Source organism: Methylophilus sp. Leaf414 (assembly GCF_001425425.1).
Classification (GTDB): domain Bacteria; phylum Pseudomonadota; class Gammaproteobacteria; order Burkholderiales; family Methylophilaceae; genus Methylophilus.
Genome location: NZ_LMQQ01000004.1, coordinates 447,205 through 466,066, shown reverse-complemented (window position 1 = coordinate 466,066; position 18,862 = coordinate 447,205). Strand labels below are relative to the sequence as shown.

Sequence of the window (18,862 nt, the reverse complement as noted above, 5' to 3'; positions counted from 1 at the left end):
TCAATACACCCTTTTCTTCAACGCAAATGTTTCAACGCTCAGCGGCTGCAAGCGCACCGGTTTATAAATCAGCTTTTGTTCACTGGCAAAATATAGTGAATGCGTTAACCATTTAGTATCATCGCGTTCCGGGAAATCTGCGCGCGCATGTGCCCCACGGCTTTCCTGTCGCGCATGTGCGGCACTCATGGTCGCGATTGCCACTTGCATCAGGTTATCAAGTTCGAGCGCTTCCACGCGGGCGGTATTGAATACTTTGCTTTTGTCTGTGATACGCAGATGCGCTGCCTGCCTGGCGACTTGTTCAATCGCACTGACACCAGTTTCCAGTAATTCCGGAAAGCGGAATACGCCACAATGTTTTTGCATCACCTGGCGCATGGCGTGCCCGGTGTCGGCTACATTCTCTCCGGCTGAATGGCTTTCCAGGCGGTGCACGCGTGCCAGGGTGGCTTCTTCTGCATTGGCAGGCAAAGGTTTGTGTGTTTTGCTGGTAGCAATATCTGCCGCCATTTTGTCGCCAGCGGCCTTGCCGAATACCACCAGGTCCAGCAATGAATTAGAACCCAGGCGGTTGGCGCCATGCACCGATACACAGGCACACTCCCCCACCGCATACAGGCCATTGACCACACGTTCAGATTCGCCATCGTGGATCACTACCTGGCCATCCAGGTTAGTTGGAATTCCGCCCATCATGTAGTGTGCGGTCGGCACGACCGGAATAGGAGCGACAGTCGGGTCTACCCCGGCAAAGGTTTTGGCAATTTCGCGGATACCGGGCAGACGTTTATTGATAATGTCTTCGCCCAGATGGTCCAGTTTAAGGTAGACAGCGTCTTTATATTTACCTACACCGCGACCGTCTTTGATTTCAGTCGCCATTGCACGTGCAACCACATCACGGCTGGCGAGGTCTTTGGCGGTTGGCGCGTAACGCTCCATAAAGCGCTCGCCTTCACTGTTAACCAGATAACCGCCCTCGCCACGTACGCCTTCAGTGATCAGCACACCGGCATTGAGTACACCAGTCGGGTGAAACTGCCAGAACTCCATATCCTGCAACGGCAAGCCAGCCCGCGCCGCCATCCCCAGGCCATCGCCGGTATTGATAAACGCATTGGTGCTGGCCTGGAAAATACGGCCCCCACCGCCGGTAGCCAGCATGGTTGCCTTGGCATGAATGACATGGATATCACCGGTTTCTATTTCCAGAGCGATGACGCCCAGTACATCGCCATCACTGTCACGGATAAGATCCAGCGCGAACCATTCGATTAAAAACTGGGTGTTGGCTTTCACATTACGCTGGTACAAGGTATGCAGCATGGCGTGCCCGGTACGGTCAGCCACAGCACAGGTGCGGGAAATCGGTTGTTCGCCAAAGTTACGCGTCATGCCGCCAAACGGGCGCTGGAAGATACGGCCATTCTCTAGCCGGTCAAACGGCATGCCAAAATGTTCGAGCTCAATAATCGCCTTGGCGGCATTGCGGCACATAAACTCGATGGCATCCTGGTCGCCAAGGTAATCAGAACCTTTGATCGTGTCATACATATGCCACAGCCAATTGTCATCAGAGACATTACCCAAAGCTGCCGCAATGCCGCCTTGTGCAGCCACCGTATGCGAACGGGTAGGAAATACTTTGGAAAGCACAGCGACATCTGCACCAGATTCAGCCAGCTGTAACGCGGCGCGCAGGCCGGCACCACCACCACCAATGATGACGGCATCTACCTTGTGATGCTGAATATTACTTGCAGTCATATTGTTAACCCAGTCATGCCATCACCTTAAAACTTCATTGCAAACAAAATCCATACAACTGCTAATGCATTCCCGCACACAGCGAGATTGACTACCCATTGCAACACCACCCGAATACCTAAATGCGGTACGTAGTCACGCAATACATCTCGTACGCCCAGCCAGGCATGCAGCAACATACAGATAAAAAACCAAATACTGAGCAAACGCCACCACCAAGGTGCAAATACAGCCACCCAGCCGGCGTAATCATGCGGTGCCAGCCATAACACACGCACCCAAAACAGCAGTAAACCCGCCACCATGGACAATGCACACAAGCGCTGTGTCAACCACAGCCGCATACCAGGGTACTTTGCGGTCAGCAGTTCAAAAAGCATGGCTGAGACTCAATCTGCAAAAAGAATATTCCAAACTTATTTCCAGATGGCGAATATCACAAACAACATGGTCGCCGCCACCAAACCCAATACCACGCGGCTGGAGAATCTTGCTTTTTGCAAAGTAGTCATCCAGTGCACGTCCATTGCCAGATGCCGGAGACCGGCGTAAAAATGATGAAAGAAAGCCCAGGCCAAACCAGTCAACAGCAGCTTTGCCGGCCATTGCTGCAGCTGCATGGATACAGCGGAGTAACCTTGCTCATTGCGCAACGAGAGATACAGTGCCCATAACATCAACGGCTGTATCAGAAACAGCACTACGCCACTGGCCCTATGCATAATCGACACCACCGCATTGACTGGCAAACGAATGGTGAACAGATTGAGGTTTTTGGGCCGTTGTTTTTTTGGTTTTTTAACAATCATACTGTCTTCATTTACCTGATTTGGCCGTCTGCGCCACAGCGCCAGCGACAAACTCCATTAGCCGCGGATCAAATGGTTTAGGGATAATGTAATCCTTACCGAATGAGAGTGATTTCAACTGGTAAGCATCCAGCACCTGTTGCGGCACCGGCTCACGTGCCAGCGCGCTTAATGCTTTAGCGGCCGCGACTTTCATTTCTTCTGTAATCTGTTTCGCTTGTGCATTAAGCGCGCCGCGGAACAGATAAGGGAAACACAAGGCATTGTTTACCTGGTTGGGAAAATCACTGCGGCCGGTCGCCATGATAACGTCATCGCGTAGTGCAAATACCTGGTCAGGCAAGATTTCAGGATCCGGATTCGCGAGTGCAAAGATCACAGGCTTTGCCGCCATCTCGGTAACCAGTGCTGGCGGCATGCCATTTTTAGCGGACACGCCAATAAATACATCGGCACCGGATATGACATCTGCCAGAGTTTTGGCATCTGTTGGCGCAACGGCCAACTCATGATTATTATCATGCAAATCATCACGTGAAGTATCGAGCACCCCTTTGCGATCAACCATGATGATATTTGTCGCGCCCATTAACTTAAGCAATTTCGCACAAGAACAACCAGCCGCGCCTGCGCCTAAAAACACAATTTTGACATTAGGCAAAGCTTTGCCCTGTAGTTCAAGGGCATTCAGCAATGCTGCCGCAACAATGACTGCAGTGCCATGCTGGTCGTCATGAAATACCGGAATATCCAAGCGTTTTTTCAACTCATTTTCAATATAGAAACAGTGCGGTGCTGCAATATCCTCAAGGTTAATGCCCCCAAACGTAGGAGCAATATTTACTACTGTCTGGATAAAATCATCCGGCGTTGCTGCATTCACTTCTATATCAAACACATCAATCCCGGCAAAACGCTTGAACAATACGGCTTTTCCTTCCATCACCGGCTTGCCTGCAAGTGCGCCCACATTGCCAAGTCCCAGCACCGCCGTGCCATCGGTAATCACGGCAATCAAGTTACCCTTATTGGTATATTTGTAAGCATTGGCTGGGTCCGCCTCGATTTCACGCACCGGCTCGGCTACACCAGGCGTATAAGCCAGTGACAAATCCTGCTGGGTGGCGCATGGTTTGGACGATTCAACGCTCAGTTTTCCCGGCTTGGGAAACTGATGGTAATCCAGTGCGCGTTTTTTTAAATCGTCCATTGATTTTTCCTTAATATTGCCCTGGCTTTATTAATAAATGATTTAAAAATTTCAGTAACAAGGCGAATGAGCGCAGGCAGTGCGAGTAGCACGGCCAGCGAAATTCAACACAGCTAATGAAGAATTTTTAATCATTCCAACTCACTCATGTAGTGGTGATCATCAGTCAGACACAACCCGAACCGCCACTCCATAGGTTTATCGCCATAAGTAAACGACACCCGCTCAATACTCAGTAGTGGATACCCTTCTTTCAAACCCAGTGCTTTCGCCACTTCAGTATCTGCCGCCACGGCTTTAATGCGCTCTTCCGCCCGTATCATGCGAATGCCAAATTGTGACTCGTACATGCTATACATAGAGCCATTGCTTTCTTCAACCTTGGCTCGGTTCAGGCCTTTGAATGGGGCAGCTGGCACCACAATATGGTCATAAATCAGGGGGCGACCGGAAAACGTCAACAGACGCTTTACTTCAATAGTGGTTGCACCAGCCTTGATTTCTAATACTTTGCCGATATGCGCGTTGGCTTTACTCTTGATACAGGAGAGAAACTCGTTTTGCAGCAACTCTTTCTGGCCATTTTCTGCCGTCAACCGCAAAAAACGCAATTTCACGTCATCCTGGTTATGGGTAGCGACAAACGTGCCTTTACCCTGGCGGCGAATCAGGATATTTTCCGTCGCCAGACTATCAATGGCTTTACGCACCGTGCCCTGGCTAACTTTATAGCGTTGTGCCAGGTCGATCTCGCTGGGGATCATATCACCCGGGCGCCATTCACCGCCTATCAGACTTTGCGTAATCAACACCTTAATCTGATCATATAAGGGTCTGTAACTCGCCGATGCAAACTGCTTATCCATCATTGGTAAACGCTCCAGGTAAACGCTATATTCATTTTCTGATATGCGAAAAACTTCATTCCGCCATGCTTAATTAATTTATACCACAGACAAAACTCAGATGTCCACTGTTTTATATCTTATATAAGACATAAGATATTCATTGACAGGCAAAATTTTATCATCAATAATTCAGTGAAATCTCCTTAACAAGGAAAAATAATGCCCTATCCACTCAGACCCAGACGCTCCATGCTGTATGTGCCAGGTTGCAATACGCACTACCTGGAACGTGCACGCACACTGGCGGCGGATTCAGTCATCCTGGACCTGGGCGACCCGATCCTGATCGATGCCAAACTGCAATCGCGTGATAATGTGGTTCAGGCTGTCAAACAGGGTGGTTACGGCAAACGAGAAGTCGTCATCCGCGTCAACGACCTGGATTCAATCTGGGGTCACGATGACATCCAGGCCGTGGCTAATGTTGGTGCCGATGCCATCCTGTTTCCTAATATAGAATCCCGTGAAGATGTATTGCGGGCGCAACAATTACTGGACGCCGCCGGTGGCAAAGACGTGCCCATGATGGTGATGATAGAAAGCCCGCTGGCGGTATTGAATGCCAAGGAAATCGCCGCTGCTTCCGAACGTGTGATCTGCATGGTGATGGCCACCTCAGACCTGATTTCGCAGTTACATGCACGTGTCACGCACGAACGCTCTGCTATCCTGACTTCATTATCACTGGTAATCCTTGCCGCACGTGCTTATGGTAAAGGCGTCATTGATGGCATTACCAGCGATTTCAAGAATATGCATTCATTTGAATACGCCTGTCGCATAGGCCGGGATATCGGCATGGATGGCAAGTCCCTGGTACACCCGGCGCAGATAGCTTATTGCAATGACGCTTACACACCACAACGCAGCGAAGTCGAACATGCGCGCCTGATTATTAAAGCCTTGAAAGAAGCCAATGAAGCGGGCCGAGGTACCGTGGTAGTTAACGATAAACTGGTTGAGCATCACCATATCAAAGCAGCCCAACGATTAATTCAGCTGGCAGAAGCCATCAGCGAACTGGAAGAAGAGTTTATTTAATGCTTAACCCTACTGAAAAGTTTTAAGGAGGACACCATGCAAAGCAAAATTTCTGCAGGCCGTTTCTTCGAAGACTTCAAACTGCACGAAGTCATCCAGCACGCGACCCCTCGCACTATTACTGCAGGAGATAGCGCGCTTTATATCGCGCTGACCGGTGCGCGCAACCCGCTGCATTGCTGTGAGCCACTGGCGCAGGCATTAGGCTATCCGACCACGCCGATTGATGACTTACTGGCTTTTCATATCGCCTTTGGTAAAACAGTGCCGGATGTGTCAGTCAATGCGGTTGCCAATCTGGGCTATGCTGATGTCCGCTTTCTGCAGCCAGTCTATGTAGGTGACACACTCGCAACTTCCAGCGAGGTGATAGGCCTGAAACAAAATTCCAGCGGTAAAAATGGCGTGGTCTGGGTACGTTCCACTACTGTCAACCAGCATCAACAACCTGTGCTCAGCTGGGTACGCTGGGTCATGGTACAAAAAAAGAATCATGAGGCCCCTGCCCCGGAAACCACTATTCCAGAATTACCGGAATTTGTCGCCGCTGAATCATTGGCTTTGCCCACTAACTTCAAGTTGCAAAATGACCTGGGCGTCGCCACCGGTGGCAAATACTGGTGGGATGACTACGAGGTGGGAGAATGTATGCGCCATCCTTCCGGCCTGACTATCAATGAGACCGACCATACCCTGGCCACGCACTTATACCAGAATAATGCCCGCCTGCATTTTGACGCACACCTGATGAAAAGCACGCCACAAGGCAAACGTCTGGTCTATGGTGGCGTGGTGATTTCCGCATGCCGCGCGCTCAGTTATGAGGGCCTGGAAAATGCCATTTCCATTCTGGCGATCAATGGCGGTACTCATGCCAATCCGAGTTATGCCGGTGACACCATTTACTGCCTGACCAAGGTATTGGACAAATGGCCCCTGCCCCATCCGGAACTGGGTGCATTACGCTTGCGTATGGTGGGTGTTAAAAACATGCCGCCGACCACTTTGGAAAATATTAAAACCACGCAGGGCTATCACCCGCATGTGGTGCTCGATCTCGATTACACGATACTTATTCCACGAAAAGGAAATTGATGATGGCGGTCCATCCAAATCAGGCTTTGTTTGGCGGTGAAAAACCCTTTCCCGTGATCCCGGCCTGTGAACATTTTGCCGGCAGTGAAAAACTGATTTTAAAAGCATTGTCCTTGCAGGACCCGGCGAACCCAAATGGCGCAGGCCCGGTATTCGATATCACTTGCGATTGCGAAGATGGCGCTGCCAGTGGCCAGGAACAGGCACATGCAGAAATGATAGTGCGTATCCTGAATTCTGAAGCCAACCAGCACAAGATGGCAGGCGCGCGTATCCATGACTACACGCATCCGCACTGGAAAAAAGATATTGATATCCTGGTTGGTGGTGCCGGCCAGGTATTGAGCTATCTGACGATTCCCAAATGCACGGATATCTCCCAGGCACAGGAAATGATTGCCTATATTCAGCAGGTTGCCAAACAGCACGGCATAGAGCGCGAAATTCCCGTACATTTGCTGATTGAAACACATGGTGCCCTACGCCAGGTGCATGAGATAGCGCAACTACCGTGGTTGCAGGTGCTGGATTTTGGCTTAATGGATTTTGTCAGTGCCCATCACGGTGCGATTCCGGCCACCGCCATGCGTAGTCCGGGGCAGTTTGACCATCAATTGCTAGCTCGCGCCAAAAGCGAAGTCGTTTCCGCCGCGCTGGCAAATGGGATAGTGCCTGCGCATAACGTCACCCTTGATTTAAAAAATGCGGAAGTGACTTACAGCGATGCCTACCGCGCCCGCAATGAATTCGGGTTCATGCGCATGTGGAGTATTTACCCGACGCAGATCCAGGCCATTGTCGATGCCATGAAACCTAACTTTGATGAAGTCAGTGATGCGGCCAATATCCTGCTTACGGCACAAGCCGCTGATTGGGGCCCGATTCAGTACGCCGGGGAATTACACGACCGCGCCACCTACCGATACTTCTGGGAGGTGTTGCAGAAAGCCAAGCAAACCGGCGTAGCTATGCCAGCTGAAGCTGAAACAGCTTTTTTCTAACCCCGGCAAACAGGAAAACTTGATCATGATTCAATCTCTTACGCCAGGTGCACGCTTCCGTGCTGCGCTGGCGACAGAACAGCCGTTACAAATCATAGGTGCCATTAATGCATATCACGCCATGCTGGCGACCCAGAGCGGCTTTAAAGCCATTTACCTGTCTGGTGGCGGTGTAGCGGCCGGTTCGCTTGGTTTGCCGGATTTAGGCATTTCCACGCTGGAAGATGTGCTGATTGATGTCCGTCGTATCACTGACGCGGTGGAGACGCCATTATTGGTAGATATTGATACCGGGTTTGGCGGTGCTTTCAATATTGCCCGTACCATTAAAAGCGTGGCTAAAGCCGGTGCGGCTGCAGTGCATATTGAAGACCAGGTCAGCGCCAAACGCTGCGGACACAGGCCCAACAAGGCCATCGTCAGCCTGGATGAAATGGTAGACCGCGTAAAAGCAGCAGTGGATGCCAAACCTTATGATGATTTTGTGGTGATGGCGCGTACCGATGCTTTAGCGGTGGAAGGGCTGCAATCAGCCATAGATCGCGCGAGTGCTTGTGTAGAAGCCGGTGCCGATATGATTTTTCCGGAAGCCATGACCGACTTGAAGATGTACCAGCAATTCGTTGAAGCGGTCAAAGTGCCGGTACTGGCGAATATCACCGAATTTGGCGCGACGCCATTGTTTACGGTAGATGAATTGGCAACGGCAGGCGTGGACATGGTGCTATATCCGCTCTCTGCTTTTCGCGCCATGAACCAGGCAGCCCTCACCGTCTATCAGGGTGTGCGCAAGGATGGCACACAGAAAAACGTACTGGACCTGATGCAAACGCGCGCCGACCTGTATAACCATCTCGGCTATCACGCCTTTGAAGAAAAACTCGACGCCCTTTTCAAGCAATAAGGGCTCTTGGAGATCATGATGAATACACCTACTGATTTAAACACATCTACGGAAGCACCCAAACGCAAGAAAGGTGTTGCCCTGGCAGGTGTCGCGGCTGGCACAACAGCTATTTGCACCGTTGGCCATAGTGGCAATGACTTGCACTACCGCGGTTACGATATTATCGAGCTGGCAACACATGCTACTTTTGAAGAAGTCGCCTACTTGCTGATTTACGGCGAGCTGCCCACCCAGGCACAACTCACGCAATATCATCAAAAGCTCAAAAAGCTGCGCGGCCTGCCCAGTGCACTGAAAGCCGTACTGGAACAGATTCCTGCCGATGCGCACCCTATGGATGTCATGCGCACCGGCTGCTCAATGCTAGGCACGCTGGAACCGGAAGCTACAGACCGGAATATCGAAGGCGCACAAGCACTTGGCGACAGGCTGATTGCCTGTTTCGGTTCTATTCTGGTGTACTGGTACCACTTCAGCCAGAGCGGTACACGCATTGAGGTAGAAACCGATGATGACTCGATTGCCGCACATTTCCTGCATATCCTGCACGGAAAAAAACCTTCTGAACTGCATATTAAAGCCATGAATACATCCCTGGTACTGTATGCGGAACATGAGTTCAATGCTTCCACATTTACCGCGCGGGTGATTGCCGGCACCTTGTCTGACCTGTATTCCTGTGTCACGGGTGCGATTGGCGCCTTGCGTGGGCCCAAGCATGGCGGTGCCAATGAAGCGGCAATGGAAATCATCGAGCGCTACAACAATCCGGATGAAGCCGAGGCTGACATCATGGCGCGCATGGCGCGTAAGGAAATCATTATTGGTTTTGGGCATCCGGTCTATACCATTGCCGACCCAAGGAATGAATCCATCAAGGAAGTCAGCCGCTCACTGGGAGAAGACGCTGGCAATCTGAAACTGTTCGATATTTCTGCCCGCATTGAAGAAACCATGTGGCGTGAAAAGAAAATGTTCCCCAACCTGGACTGGTACAGCGCTTCCAGCTATCACATGATGGGCATTCCTACCGGCATGTTTACGCCTATCTTTGTGATCTCACGCACCACCGGTTGGGTTGCACACGCCATTGAACAGCGTATCGATAACAAAATTATTCGCCCTAATGCGGAATATAACGGGCCGGATAACAGGCCTTTTATTCCTATTAAACAGCGTTAATCACGCACTTTTGACCTGCATCTTTAGTTCTTCCCGTTGCTTTAACACATAAAGCATCAAGACCAAGGTGCGTCAAAATTTAAATATTAACGAATCACAAGCAGCAATTGATTCACTTTTAACCTATTGATAAAGGTAATAACTATGTCAGCCCATATTTCTAATGTACGCCCGGATCCGGATCAGGTGATTGTCGATATCGCCAATTACGTGGCAGATTTTGAGATTGACTCTGCCGAAGCTTACGATACAGCGCGTAACTGCCTGATGGATACACTGGGTTGCGGGTTTGAAGCATTAGATTATCCAGCGTGTACCAAATTGCTGGGGCCAGTGATTACCGGCACAATAGTACCTAACGGTGCAAAAGTACCAGGCACGTCCTACCAGTTGGACCCGATTCTGGCGGCATTCAATATTGGCGCCATGATCCGCTGGCTGGATTTCAATGATACCTGGCTGGCCGCCGAGTGGGGACATCCTTCCGATAATCTAGGCGGCATACTGGCCTCAGCAGATTATATTTCACGCAAAAATGTAGCTGAAGGCAAGGCTCCGCTAACCATGAAGGAGGTGCTGACAGCAATGATTAAGGCGCACGAAATCCAGGGTGTACTGGCGCTGGAAAACAGCTTTAACCGCGTAGGGCTGGACCACGTTATCCTGGTCAAGATTGCTTCTACCGCTGTGGTCACCAAACTGCTTGGTGGTAACAAGCAAGATATCATCAATGCTGTTTCCAACGCGTTTGTCGATGGCCAGAGCCTGCGCACTTACAGACATAGCCCGAATACAGGCTCTCGTAAATCCTGGGCTGCCGGTGATGCCACCTCTCGTGCGGTGCGCCTGGCCTGGATGACGCTGCAAGGTGAAATGGGCTATCCAAGTGCGCTCACCGCCAAAACCTGGGGTTTCTATGATGTGTTGTTTAAAGGTAATGCTTTTAAATTCCAGCGTCCATACGGGAGCTATGTCATGGAGCAAGTGCTGTTCAAGATTTCTTTTCCAGCAGAATTTCATGCACAAACCGCTGTGGAAAGTGCTTTCCAGTTAAATAAAGAAGTTGGAAACCGTCTGCAATCCCTGGACGATATCAGTAATATTGAAAAAATCGTCATCACCACGCATGAATCAGCCATACGCATCATTGATAAATCGGGACCGATGAATAACCCTGCTGACCGCGACCACTGCATCCAGTACATGGCTGCAGTTGGCTTGTTGAAAGGTAAACTGACAGCTCTGGACTACGAAGATGAAGCAGCTGCTGATCCTCGTATCGATGCCTTGCGCAATAAAATGACTTGTGTGGAAAAAACTGAATACACGCGCGATTACCTGGACCCGGAAAAACGCTCAATCGCCAATGCCATCCAGATCTTTTTTAAAGACGGTACTCAATCCAGCAATATTGCCGTTGAGTACCCGATTGGTCATCGTCGCCGCCGTGAAGAAGGTATCCCCGAATTAGTAAAGAAATTCAAAGTGAATCTGGCTCGTCGGTTTGACGAAAAAAAACAATCGGAAATATTAACGCTTTGCCAGGACCAGAAAGCACTGGAAAAAACCTCCGTTCACCAATTTGTAGATATGCTGGCACTTTAGACTCAACTGCATTTAATTTAACCAGGGCACATTTGTGCCCTTTTCTTATTCGATCAACGCTTCTTTTTGGAATATTGTTATTCCAAAAACATAATATTCAGAAATAAAAAAGCGACCCGAAGGTCGCTTTTTTATTCAACTACGTTAATTACTGATCAACAATCAACTTTTGTTGTGCTAACAGGCTATTGATAATCGCTGCATCACTGCTTTGACCGGTCGTAATATCTACACCATTCAACACGATCTGCTGAGTAGTATTGCCGCTGCTAAAGCTTCCTGACACATTGTGTGCATCATTGGCAAAACCACCATTCGAACTGATATGAACAATGGTATCGCTACCTGATTTTTCAAAGTGCAGGTAGTTCTGCAGATTGCCCGGATTCTCGCCTTGTAACAAATCACGGATATCCAGCACATCACCACCTTGTGACGGGGCTGCCTTGTTGAAATCAGTGATAGTGTCACGTGCAGGGTTGCCCGCTACCCCATCATCACCACGATCCCATTTGAAGACATCCACGCCTGCACCGCCAGTCAGAGTATCGTTACCTTTACCACCAATCAGGATGTCGTTACCGTCACCGCCATTCAAGGTATCGTTACCGGCACCACCGCGCAGGATATCGTTACCAGCACCGCCGTTCAGTGTATCGTTACCACCTAAACCGTAAATGATATCGTTTCCTGAAGTACCGTTAAGCTGGGTATCATTTCCGCTGGTGCCACTAATGATTCCGCTATTACCGCTAGTCAACAGATCAATATTGATCAGGTTGGCTGAAGATGCACTGTCACTTAGATTGGTGCTGTCTGTCGCACTAATCTTGAAGCTATCCAGCACATTCACACCAATAGTGTTATCTGTTCTGATGGTAGACAAGAATTCATTCAGCTTCAGGTTATCGATGGTACCGCCATCTAGAGCAGTCACTTCCAGCTTACCACTGCCTCCTAGTACATTAAGGAAGCCATTATCTTGTGCATAAGTCACTTTCAAGCCTAGCTCACTTGCAACAGCAGAAGAGTAGTTCAGGAAAGCGCCACTCAGTGCAATCAATGCGCTGTAAGTAATAGTGACATTATTGATGTTGTTATTCACATCGCTGGCACTGAATCCTTGTCTGCTGGAGAAGTTCAGCAGATCAACATTCAACAAGCCTGGGATGGTCAACAAACCAGCAGAATTGATACCGGTGCTTACATCAGGCGCAACTTGTGGAACGGCATTAATCTTGGTCACATTAATGCTCAATGTAGCAGAGCTGGTATCACCATCTCTGTCACTCAATGTGTACTTGAAGTCGGCCACACCGGAAACACTGGTGTTTTTAGGTGTGAAGACAAACGTGCCATCATCCATGTCTAAAACCAATGACCCTTTGCTGGTGGTAATTGTCAGTTTGTGACTTGTAGAATCATAAGTACTGTTGTTAGTACCGTTTACAGCAATTGCACCTGTCGTTGCATTGAATGTGTAAGTACTACCATCCACTACCACTGATTTCACATAGCCACCATCTGCACCGAAACCACCGTTAGTCACCAAGCTGCCAGAAATAGAAGCTGCCACTGTTTGGCTCAACACACCATCGAGCTGGTCAAAATTAGTCACTTTGACACCACCGGTATTCACACCAGCCTGACCATCGTATGCAATTGGGTCCAGCTGTGATGTAGAGGTGTTTTGGCCTAAACCAAGCGCATATGACTTGATGTTATAAGTTTCCAGGAATTGAATCCATGCTCTTTCTTCAGCCGCTTGGATACCAGCGTCAGCAGAAGATGCATTCTCGTTACCGCTTAGGTCACTAGTACCGCCCAACCCACGGTTAGGCTCACCATCTGTAAAGAAGTAAGACACAGTCTGTGCATTATCTAATTTGCCAGGAGAACCATAAGCATTGATTGCTGTTTCAAGGGCTGAATCATAGTTTGTATTGCCGTTGGCAGACAAAGTGTTCAAGAGAGTGTTAGCTTCAGCAACAGTCAACCAGGTTGTCCCTAATTGTCTGGTTTGCGCATCGCCAGCAAACACAACCAAGGCAACTTTCACATCACCCAGATCATCATAGCTTGCCAACAGCGTTTTGATTGACTGAATAGCACTTGCCAAACGAGTCTGGCCGCCCACACCATCTCTTCCACCCATACTGCCGGAAACGTCCAATGTAATCATGACATTGGTGTTTGCGGAGTTAGTTGCATAAACAGTCTGGTTGTTTGCAACAGGGGAATCATCCTCAATCGTTACCGGCAGGGTTGTGACTTGTGTCACACCATTGGCAACGACTTTGACACCAATCTCAGTTTTCAGAGTGTCTTCGGTCGTCGTATTAGGATGATCAATTGGTTTGCTTAATGTAACGTTATAGGCACCACTGTTGTTGATCGTTGCAGTCAGTACTTTCTCGCTACCTGCAAAACCTGTCAATGTTTTGCCATCTGCAGACAATGACCATGTCACATTCACGCCACCGGAAGTTAGTGTGCCTGCCGTTGGCGCAGTCAGCGTCCATACAGCACCGCTACTGTTACTAGCATTCAAGCTGAACGAACCTGTGGCTACGGCTGAATCAGTAGTATCAGTGTTGCCAGCATTATCTTTGATACCGCCAGACAAACCTTCTTCAGAGACAGTGAACTTGCTGCCATTCACAACTGTGATACCACTATCGTTGTCAATGATGATACCGGTTGCTGATTTGCCACCAATGCTCAATGGCAGGGTTTCGTTTGGCTCAATCAATGTGTCATCAATAGTAGGCACAGTTACAGTGAAGCTGCTCACACCTGCAGGAACGGTGATAGTTCCGGTAACGGCATTGTAAGTAACGCCATTGCTGAACACGGCGGAGCCATAATCTGCGCTGGAAGCTGTACCGCCACCCAGGGTATAGCTATAGGTTGTCGGTGCATTCGTGGTAGTGCTTAAAGTAACTGTATAGACTAGGTTATTGCCTTCCACAACAGATCCACCGTTTGGACCAGCAGTGATAGTGTCTATCGTAGCCCTGTCATTATCAACAATCACACCAGTACCAGTCGCACCACCGATAGTCAGTGGCAACGTCTCGTTCAGTTCAACGATAGTGTCATCTACTGTCGGTACTGTCACAGTGAAGCTGCTTACGCCTGCTGGTACAGTGATCGTTCCGGTAGCCGGATTGTAGGTAACGCCATTGCTAAATACGGCAGTACCATAATCGGCAGTTGACGCAGTTCCACCACCCAGGTTGTAAGTATATGTAGTAGGAACGTTGGTAGTTGCACTCAGGGTCACTGTATAAACCAGAGATGTGCCTTCAACAACGCTGTCGTCACCTGGGCCAGGCTGACCTGGTTCTACAGTCACAACAGTCGCTTTGTCGTTATCAACAATCACACCAGTACCAGTCGCACCACCNCTTCAACAACGCTGTCGTCACCTGGGCCAGGCTGACCTGGTTCTACAGTCACAACAGTCGCTTTGTCGTTATCAACAATCACACCAGTACCAGTCGCACCACCGATAGTCAGTGGCAGCGTCTCGTTCAGTTCAACAATAGCGTCATCCACTGTTGGTACTGTCACTGTAAAGCTGCTTACACCTGCTGGAACAGTAATCGTTCCGTTGGCATTCAATACCACGCCATTGCTAAATACTGCTGTACCGTAGTCAGCAGTCGAGGCTGTACCACCACCCAATGTGTAGGTATAGGTTGTTGGTACGTTCGTTGTTGCGCTCAAGGTCACGGTGTAAACCAGGTTGTTACCTTCAACAACGCTGTCGTCACCTGGGCCAGGCTGACCTGGTTCTACAGTCACAACAGTCGCTTTGTGGTGTAAACCAGGTTGTTACCTTCAACAACGCTGTCGTCACCTGGGCCAGGCTGACCTGGTTCTACAGTCACAACAGTCGCTTTGTCGTTATCAACAATCACACCCGTACCAGTCGCACCACCGATAGTCAGTGGCAGTGTCTCGTTCAGTTCAACAATAGTGTCATCTACTGTAGGAACTGTCACAGTGAAGCTGCTCACACCAGCAGGAACAGTGATTGTACCGTTGGCATTCAACACTACGCCATTGCTGAATACGGCTGTTCCGTAGTCTGCAGTCGAGGCTGTACCACCACCCAATGTGTAGGTATAGGTTGTCGGTACGTTCGTTGTTGCGCTCAAGGTCACGGTGTAAACCAGGTTGTTACCTTCAACAACGCTGTCGTCACCTGGGCCAGGCTGACCTGGTTCTACAGTCACAACAGTCGCTTTGTNCTTCAACAACGCTGTCGTCACCTGGGCCAGGCTGACCTGGTTCTACAGTCACAACAGTCGCTTTGTCGTTATCAACAATCACACCAGTACCAGTCGCACCACCAATAGTCAGTGGCAGCGTCTCGTTCAATTCAACGATAGTGTCATCCACTGTAGGAACTGTCACAGTAAAGCTGCTCACACCTGCTGGAACAGTAATCGTTCCGTTGGCATTCAATACCACGCCATTGCTAAATACTGCTGTGCCGTAGTCAGCGGATGAGGCTGTACCACCGCCCAAACTGTATGTATAGGTAGTTGGGGCATTGGTAGCTGTACTTAGAGTCACTGTGTAAACCAGGTTGTTACCTTCAACAACGCTGTCATCACCTGGTCCAGGTTGACCTGGCTCAACTGTTACAACTGTTGCCCTGTCGTTATCAACAATGATACCTGTACCTGTCGCACCACCAATAGTCAGTGGCAGAGTCTCGTTCAGTTCAACCAGCGTGTCATCCACAGTTGGTACTGTCACAGTAAAGCTGCTTACACCAGCTGGTACTGTGATCGTGCCAGTAACTGCATTGTAAGTAACGCCGTTGCTGAATACTGCTGTGCCGTAGTCAGCAACTGAAGCTGTACCGCCACCCAGGCTGTAGCTGTAAGTAGTTGGAGCATTGGTTGTTGCACTCAGGGTCACTGTATAAACCAGTGAAGTGCCCTCGATTACACTGTCATCACCAGTACCAGGCTGACCTGGCTCTACCGTCACTACTGTCGCTCTATCGTTATCTACAATCGTACCAACGGCAACTACACCACCAACATTTAATGGCAGGGTCTCGTTTGGCTCAACAATGGTGTCATCCACTGTAGGCACAGTGACTGTGAAGTCTTTTACGCCAGCAGGAACTGTAATGGTGTTATTAGCTGCGTTGTATGTCACACCATTGCTGAATGTCGGAGGAGTGACATAATCAGCCGCAGAGGCAGTACCTCCACCCAAGTTGAAGCTATATGTAGTTGGTACATTGGTTGTAGCACTTAGAGTTACGGTGTAAACCAGGTTGTTACCTTCAATCACTGAGCCACCAGCTGGGCCAGCAGTCACAGTGTCTACTGTGGCTCTGTCGTTATCAACGATAATGCCTGTACCTGTCGCACCACCAATAGTGAGTGGCAACGTCTCGTTCAGTTCAACAATAGTGTCATCCACTGTAGGAACTGTCACAGTGAAGCTGGTCACACCCGCTGGCACAGTGATTGTGCCGTTGGCATTCAACACTACGCCATTGCTGAATACGGCTGTTCCGTAGTCTGCAGTCGAGGCTGTACCTCCACCAAGATTGTATGTGTATGTAGCAGGTGCGTTAGGAGCGGTGCTCAAGGTCACGGTATAAACGAGCGAAGTACCTTCAACTACGCTGTCATCACCCGTACCAGGTTGACCCGGCTCTACTGTAGTAATGATTGGTTGACCTGTACCGTTAAATTGCAGTGAAGATGTAGATGTATCACCGTCATTATCAATCAGTGTGAAACCTACACTGGTAGTTTCACCGGCAACAAGCGGACGGCTACCATTGTAAAGGTAGGCACCTGTTTCAACGTTTACAGTGATGGTTTCACCTTTAGCGGTGGTCACAGTTAATTGATGGCTGTTTGCATTGTATCCATACCCGGTTACCGCTGGCGAGTTACCACTTGCACTCACAGTATTGTTTGTTGCGTTGTAAGTGTAAGTAACACCACCGACAACGATACTTTGTACATGTCCGCCATCTGCACCAAATGCACCCAGGCTGCCAGACGCTGTGGAAGCAGCGGGATCAATAGCCAGGTTGCCGCTGTTAACCAGATTGGTCAGGATTTGTGCACTATCGGTTGTGCCGTAAGCGGTTTGCAGGTTTACACCTTGCAACACGATAGTTTGATTCTCAGCACCAGCATTAAAGCCACCACTGAACCCACCTGTACTGCTGATATGCAAGACAGTGTTGCCATTTTCAACGGTGACACGTACATAGTTTGACAGGTTTGCCAGGCTTTCACCTTGCAACACGGATCTCAAGTCGATCACATCTGCATTCAAGGTAAAATCAGTGACAGTATCTACAGCTGGACTACCTGCAGTACCTTCGTCACCTTTTTCCCAACGGAAGATGTCACGACCGGCACCACCAGTGAGACTGTCATTGCCAGAACCGCCCACCAGGATGTCATTACCAATACCACCATCCAGAGTGTCATTGCCTGAACCACCACGCAAGATATCATTACCTGCGCCGCCATTCAGTGTGTCATTGCCACCGTAACCGTAAATTTGGTCATCACCAGCTGTACCAGTCAGTGTATTGCCGTTTCCATCACCTTCTTTAAGGTTAGGATTGGCAGTAGCGTTGCTTAGCACAGTTGCATCAACCAATGTGCTGAGAGCAGCTGAGGAGCTTGCACCCTGTGAGTCAGTCACAGTAATTGAAGTGCCATTCAGTACTTCAGCGCCAATTGCACCGCCACTCAGGCGGGCAGTTGCCAGTAATTCGTTGACAGCCAGGTTATCAATAGGACCACCATCTAGTGAAGTGATTACTACATGAGAAGATGGGCCAATCAGGGTCAGGAAACCCGGGTCATTAGTGATGACTACCTTGAGACCCAATTCCGCTGCCAGTGCTTGAGATACTGTGAATTGACGGCCACCCAGTGATATCAGCGATTGATAGTTCAACTCAACTTTGCTGATGTTGTTGTTTGCATCGGTTGCACCGAAGGCCGAGCGTGTACTCAGGTCAATCAGGTTCAATGCCGAGAGGCCTACCAACCCTAACAGATTGCCAGTATTAGCAATCGCTGCAACAGGTGCAACGTTAGCGGTATTTGCGTTAGTCACGGTCACTGATCCGCCGTTTGCAACTGGCGCATCATCTTCAATCGTTACTGGTAAAGTAGTGGTTTGTGTAACACCGTTCACAACAACTTTGACACCTACATTTGCAAGTACAGTATCTTCAACGTTTGCTATTGGATGGTCGACTTGACCATTCAGCACAACCTTGTACTCACCGCTATCGTTGATAGTGACAGTCAATACTTTTT

Annotated in this window: 13 protein-coding genes; 6 read left to right on the top strand and 7 right to left on the bottom strand. The window is 49.3% G+C overall.

The genetic code is table 11. The annotated features are described in order from the left end of the window. The 5 genes from sdhA to ASG24_RS11090 form a co-directional block, all read right to left on the bottom strand. A complete protein-coding gene (gene sdhA / locus ASG24_RS11110) occupies positions 1-1,770 on the bottom strand; it encodes a succinate dehydrogenase flavoprotein subunit (protein ID WP_055871380.1) in 1,770 nt (589 codons plus the stop codon). Between the two features lie 26 nt (positions 1,771-1,796). Beyond that, on the bottom strand, positions 1,797-2,150 hold the full coding sequence (gene sdhD / locus ASG24_RS11105; RefSeq protein ID WP_055871377.1) for a succinate dehydrogenase, hydrophobic membrane anchor protein: 354 nt from the start codon (positions 2,148-2,150) through the stop codon (positions 1,797-1,799). Positions 2,151-2,186: 36 nt separating this feature from the next. Further along, positions 2,187-2,579, bottom strand: coding sequence for a succinate dehydrogenase, cytochrome b556 subunit (sdhC, locus tag ASG24_RS11100; RefSeq protein ID WP_055871374.1), 393 nt, complete (start codon positions 2,577-2,579; stop codon positions 2,187-2,189). A 7-nt stretch (positions 2,580-2,586) separates the two neighbouring features. Further along, positions 2,587-3,789 carry a malic enzyme-like NAD(P)-binding protein gene (locus ASG24_RS11095; protein WP_055871371.1) on the bottom strand — a complete coding sequence of 401 codons (1,203 nt, stop codon included), beginning with the start codon at positions 3,787-3,789 and terminating at the stop codon, positions 2,587-2,589. A gap of 131 nt (positions 3,790-3,920) precedes the next feature. Beyond that, positions 3,921-4,655, bottom strand: a complete 735-nt coding sequence (locus tag ASG24_RS11090; RefSeq protein WP_055872038.1) for a GntR family transcriptional regulator — start codon at positions 4,653-4,655, stop codon at positions 3,921-3,923. Between the two features lie 201 nt (positions 4,656-4,856). On the opposite strand from ASG24_RS11090, the gene ASG24_RS11085 reads away from it, so the two are divergent. The 6 genes from ASG24_RS11085 to ASG24_RS11060 all read left to right on the top strand — a co-directional run bounded on the left by ASG24_RS11085 (position 4,857) and on the right by ASG24_RS11060 (position 11,528). Further along, entirely contained in the window at positions 4,857-5,738 is an 882-nt protein-coding gene (locus ASG24_RS11085) for a CoA ester lyase (RefSeq protein WP_200937006.1), read from the top strand. A 36-nt stretch (positions 5,739-5,774) separates the two neighbouring features. Beyond that, entirely contained in the window at positions 5,775-6,833 is a 1,059-nt protein-coding gene (locus tag ASG24_RS11080) for a MaoC family dehydratase (RefSeq protein ID WP_055871369.1), read from the top strand. A gap of 2 nt (positions 6,834-6,835) precedes the next feature. Beyond that, positions 6,836-7,834, top strand: a complete 999-nt coding sequence (locus ASG24_RS11075; RefSeq protein WP_055871366.1) for a CoA ester lyase — start codon at positions 6,836-6,838, stop codon at positions 7,832-7,834. Positions 7,835-7,859: 25 nt separating this feature from the next. Beyond that, positions 7,860-8,738, top strand: a complete 879-nt coding sequence (gene prpB, locus ASG24_RS11070) for a methylisocitrate lyase (RefSeq protein WP_055871363.1) — start codon at positions 7,860-7,862, stop codon at positions 8,736-8,738. A gap of 18 nt (positions 8,739-8,756) precedes the next feature. Continuing rightward, positions 8,757-9,923 carry a 2-methylcitrate synthase gene (prpC, locus tag ASG24_RS11065; protein WP_055871360.1) on the top strand — a complete coding sequence of 389 codons (1,167 nt, stop codon included), beginning with the start codon at positions 8,757-8,759 and terminating at the stop codon, positions 9,921-9,923. Positions 9,924-10,067: 144 nt separating this feature from the next. Beyond that, positions 10,068-11,528: a bifunctional 2-methylcitrate dehydratase/aconitate hydratase gene (locus ASG24_RS11060; protein WP_055871357.1), complete on the top strand. Its 1,461-nt coding sequence runs from the start codon at positions 10,068-10,070 to the stop codon at positions 11,526-11,528. A gap of 148 nt (positions 11,529-11,676) precedes the next feature. Here ASG24_RS11060 and ASG24_RS14970 read toward each other — a convergent pair whose 3' ends face one another. Both ASG24_RS14970 and ASG24_RS14965 read right to left on the bottom strand, forming a co-directional pair. Then, a complete protein-coding gene (locus ASG24_RS14970; protein WP_055871354.1) occupies positions 11,677-14,916 on the bottom strand; it encodes an S-layer family protein in 3,240 nt (1,079 codons plus the stop codon). Positions 14,917-15,787: 871 nt separating this feature from the next. Then, positions 15,788-18,176 (bottom strand): beta strand repeat-containing protein (locus ASG24_RS14965; protein WP_369814186.1); only part of this gene is annotated, 2,389 nt, incomplete at its 3' end. Between the last annotated feature and the right edge of the window lie 686 nt (positions 18,177-18,862).